Origin of the sequence: Thermomonas sp. (assembly GCF_025993755.1) — a bacterium.
Classification (GTDB): domain Bacteria; phylum Pseudomonadota; class Gammaproteobacteria; order Xanthomonadales; family Xanthomonadaceae; genus Thermomonas.
The window spans coordinates 1-3,674 of record NZ_JAMQHN010000080.1 but is presented as its reverse complement, the minus strand read 5'-3'; the positions used below and the strand labels follow the sequence as shown (position 1 = coordinate 3,674).

Below are 3,674 nucleotides of genomic sequence, written 5' to 3'. Positions count from 1 at the left end.
CGAGGTGCCGGTGATCGAGCTTGCGCACCTGACGCCTGCGCAGAAGCGCGCCTACGTGATCGCCGACAACCGGCTCGCGCTCGATGCCGGCTGGGACCAGGCGATGTTGGCGCTGGAGTTCGCCGAACTGGCCGACGCCGGCTTCGATCTGGACCTGACCGGCTTCTCTGCCTCCGAGATCGAAGGCCTGCTCGACCACATCGAGGAGACGGAACCGTCCGCCGATGAGGACGAGCGTGCGCCGGAAGGCGACGCGGACGAGGACGACGTCACGCCGCCCACGGTTGCGGTCACGCGGCCCGGCGACTTGTGGCTGCTGGGCGAACACCGGCTGCTCTGCGCCGACAGCAGCGACGCGGCCGCCGTCGCGCGCCTCATCAATGGCGAGCGCGCTCACCTGCTCTTTACCAGCCCGCCCTACGCGAACCAGCGCGACTACACCACCGGCGGGATCACTGACTGGAACGCGCTCATGCAGGGCGTGTTCGGCGCCGCCCGCAGCGCGCTGCACGAGGACGCGCAAATCCTGGTCAACCTCGGCCTCGTCCATCGCGACGGCGAGTGGCAGCCGTACTGGGACGGCTGGATCGAATGGATGCGCACTCAGGGCTGGCGCCGCTTCGGCTGGTACGTCTGGGATCAGTCGGTGACCGTGCCCGGCGACTGGGCCGGGCGCCTCGCGCCGCGCCACGAGTTCGTGTTCCACTTCAACCGCCAGGCGCGCAAGCCGAACAAGATCGTGCCCTGCAAGTGGGCCGGTCACGAGACGCATCTGCGCGCCGATGGGTCATCCACCGCGATGCGCGCCAAGGATGGCAAGGTCGGCGAATGGAACCACGCCGGACAGCCCACGCAGGCGTTCCGCATCCCGGATTCCGTCGTCGAGGTGACGCGCCAGCGCGGCCGCATCGGTGATGGTATCGACCATCCGGCCGTATTCCCGCTGGGCCTGCCGAAGTTCTTCATCGAGGCCTACACCGACGTGGGCGAGATCGTCTTCGAGCCGTTCTCCGGCGGCGGCACCACGCTGCTGGCCGGGCAACTCACCGACCGCAGGGTCCGCGCCATCGAGCTCGCGCCCGAGTACGTCGACGTCGCGCTGCGCCGCTGGCTGCAGCACCACCCGGGCATGGAGCCCGTGCTCGCGGCCACCGGCCAGCCCTTCGCCGAGGTCTCGGCCGAGCGCTTGGGCGAGACGGCGGAGGCGGCCGCGTGAACTGGTTCGCCGAGCGCATCGAGCACTGGCCGATCGACAAGCTACTGCCCTACGTGCGCAACGCCCGCCAGCACTCGGACGAGCAGATCGCCCAGATCGCGGCCTCCATCGCGGAGTTCGGCTTCGTCAATCCCATTCTCACCGGCGCCGACGGTGTGCTGGTCGCGGGCCATGGGCGGCTTGCCGCGGCGCGTAAGCTGGGTCTGGCCACCGTGCCGGTGGTGGTGCTCGATCACCTGACGCCGACCCAGCGCCGCGCCCTGGTGCTCGCGGACAACCGGCTCGCGGAACTCGCGACCTGGGACGATGCCCTGCTGCGCATCGAACTGGAGGCGCTGCAGGACGATGGCTTCGACCTCGATTTGACCGGTTTCGATGCCGATGCGTTGGCCGAGCTACTGGCCGGTGAGGAGCCAGAGCACGAAGGCCAGACCGAGGACGACGCCGTCCCGGAGATTCCGGAAGAGCCGGTGTCCAAGCCGGGCGACGTCTGGAGGCTGGGGCCGCACCGTCTGGTCTGCGGCGATGCGACCGCGGCAGAGGCCTACGCGCAGCTGTTCCCGGACGGCGAGCGGGCGGACATGGTCTTCACCGATCCGCCGTACAACGTGAACTACGCCAACAGCGCCAAGGACAAGCTGCGGGGCAAGCACCGTCCCATTCTCAACGACGCGCTCGGCGCAGGCTTTCACGACTTTCTCTACGACGCGCTGTCGCTGCTCGTTGCCCACACCCGCGGCGCGATCTACGTCGCCATGTCGTCGAGCGAGCTCGACACCCTGCAGGCGGCGTTCCGCTCTGCCGGCGGCCACTGGTCTACGTTCATCATCTGGGCGAAGAACACCTTCACGCTGGGCCGCGCCGACTACCAGCGCCAGTACGAGCCGATCCTCTACGGTTGGCCCGAGGGCGCGGAGCGCCACTGGTGCGGCGACCGCGACCAGGGCGACGTCTGGCAGATCAAGAAGCCGCAGAAGAACGACCTGCACCCGACCATGAAGCCGGTGGAGTTGGTCGAACGGGCGATCCGCAATTCGAGTCGTCCCGGCGACGTGGTGCTGGACCCCTTCGGCGGTTCCGGCACCACCCTGATCGCCGCCGAGAAGTCAGGGCGCGTGGCGCGCCTGATCGAACTCGACCCGAAGTATGCGGACGTGATCGTGCGGCGCTGGCAGGACTGGACGGGCAAGCAGACCACCCGCGAATCGGATGGCCTGGCGTTCGATCAGGCGGCGACTTCCTCCTCGACGATCTCGCAGTGAATCACGAACCCGGTCAGATAAGGAAGCCCGCGCGGGATACCGTAGTCCTTACTGGTGCGGCGTCCGATGGTCCATTCCATCCACTGCCGGGTGGCGGCGCGGATCGCGTCGTGGAGGGCATGGCCCGCATGCTTGCGGTTGAGGACTTCGTCCGCGAAGTGGCGTCCGTGGCGGCTGTCGAGGAAGGCCCGCACCGCTTCGAAGGGCTGTCCCGTGGCGTCGGAGATGGCGTTCATCGCGATGGGCCAGGCGGCTTGCGCGTGCGCGTCCATCGTGCCCCAGAAGCCCCAGGCTTCGTTGCGGGTGGCGGGGATCGTTTTGGCTGTGGTCATCGTTGTCTCCTTCGTTGATCGTTGCGACACACGTATGAACGCGCTGTTCGATCAGGAAGCCAAGCTCAATCTCAATCATCTCGCGTCGTCTGTTGGCGACCGGTTACGGCGGCCAGCTTGGCGCGGGCCGACGCGCTTTCCCAGTGGCAGGGTCCGTTGCCGTGCGCAGCCTCTTCGCTCCAGCGGGCCAGGATTTCGTCATCGCTCCAGCCCTTGGCGGTGAGGTAGGCGTAGTCGTCGGCGTCGTAGTTGCTGTGGGTGAGGATGGCGCGGGTGGGTTTCATGCTGTGCTCCTTGGCGTGGATGGTTGCGACACCCGTATGAACGCGCTGCCGGCGCGGGAAGCCAAGCGTTTTCTGCTTGGCTTCCCATTCCGCTCGAATCACGCGATCCGGTAGATGCGCTCGCCGCCCTCGGGCTTGTCCGAGGTGATGGTCAGCCCCAGCTTCTTCTTGAAGGCGTTGGCAAAGGTGCCGCGCACCGTGTGCGCCTGCCAGCCGGTGAGTTCGCAGATCTGACGCACCGTCGCGCCCTCCGGGCGCCGGAGCATCGCGATGACTTGGGCCTGCTTGCTGTTCTCGCGGGTGCGGGGCTTGGTCTCGGCGCGCTGCGGTGCCCAGGTGGCTTCGGCGGCTGCGACCTCCGCCTCGAGATCCGTGTTTGCCTCCACCGGCGCCGGCGCGGGACGCGGGCGCCCCAGGGCCTCGTAACCGTCGGCGGCGACAAACCAGTCGGGACCAATGGTGGTGATCAGGGCCCGATTGCAGAGGCCGTCCAGCACCTTCTTGCGGGCGCCGCCTTTCACGTTGTCGGGGAACCACTCGATCTTGCCACCGGTGTGCTCGACGGCGTAGGCCAGGATGG

5 protein-coding genes are annotated in these 3,674 nt (G+C 68.0%); 2 read left to right on the top strand and 3 right to left on the bottom strand.

The genetic code is table 11. The features are described from left to right. Both Q0X16_RS05340 and Q0X16_RS05335 read left to right on the top strand, forming a co-directional pair. Window positions 1-1,216, top strand: a 1,216-nt coding sequence (locus tag Q0X16_RS05340; RefSeq protein ID WP_297831579.1) for a DNA modification methylase, incomplete at its 5' end; no start/stop codon positions are given. Further along, the gene (locus tag Q0X16_RS05335; protein ID WP_297831577.1) at window positions 1,213-2,478 is read left to right on the top strand and encodes a site-specific DNA-methyltransferase; all 1,266 of its coding nucleotides are present in this window, start codon (window positions 1,213-1,215) and stop codon (window positions 2,476-2,478) included. The genes Q0X16_RS05340 and Q0X16_RS05335, both read left to right, overlap by 4 nt. Here Q0X16_RS05335 and Q0X16_RS05330 read toward each other — a convergent pair. The 3 genes from Q0X16_RS05330 to Q0X16_RS05320 all read right to left on the bottom strand — a co-directional run bounded on the left by Q0X16_RS05330 (window position 2,442) and on the right by Q0X16_RS05320 (window position 3,672). Next, the gene (locus tag Q0X16_RS05330) at window positions 2,442-2,810 is read right to left on the bottom strand and encodes a hypothetical protein (protein ID WP_102042190.1); all 369 of its coding nucleotides are present in this window, start codon (window positions 2,808-2,810) and stop codon (window positions 2,442-2,444) included. The genes Q0X16_RS05335 and Q0X16_RS05330 overlap by 37 nt on opposite strands. A gap of 71 nt (window positions 2,811-2,881) precedes the next feature. Continuing rightward, window positions 2,882-3,094 carry a hypothetical protein gene (locus Q0X16_RS05325; RefSeq protein ID WP_024892309.1) on the bottom strand — a complete coding sequence of 71 codons (213 nt, stop codon included), beginning with the start codon at window positions 3,092-3,094 and terminating at the stop codon, window positions 2,882-2,884. A gap of 98 nt (window positions 3,095-3,192) precedes the next feature. After that, window positions 3,193-3,672, bottom strand: a complete 480-nt coding sequence (locus tag Q0X16_RS05320; RefSeq protein ID WP_297831560.1) for a DUF3489 domain-containing protein — start codon at window positions 3,670-3,672, stop codon at window positions 3,193-3,195. Window positions 3,673-3,674 lie beyond the last annotated feature (2 nt).

Excerpts from the sequence above, each read along its gene's own strand:
- Q0X16_RS05325 (WP_024892309.1), bottom strand. The coding sequence starts at position 3,094 with ATGAAACCCACCCGCGCCATCCTCACCCACAGCAACTACGACGCCGAC.
- Q0X16_RS05330 (WP_102042190.1), bottom strand. The coding sequence starts at position 2,810 with ATGACCACAGCCAAAACGATCCCCGCCACCCGCAACGAAGCCTGGGGC.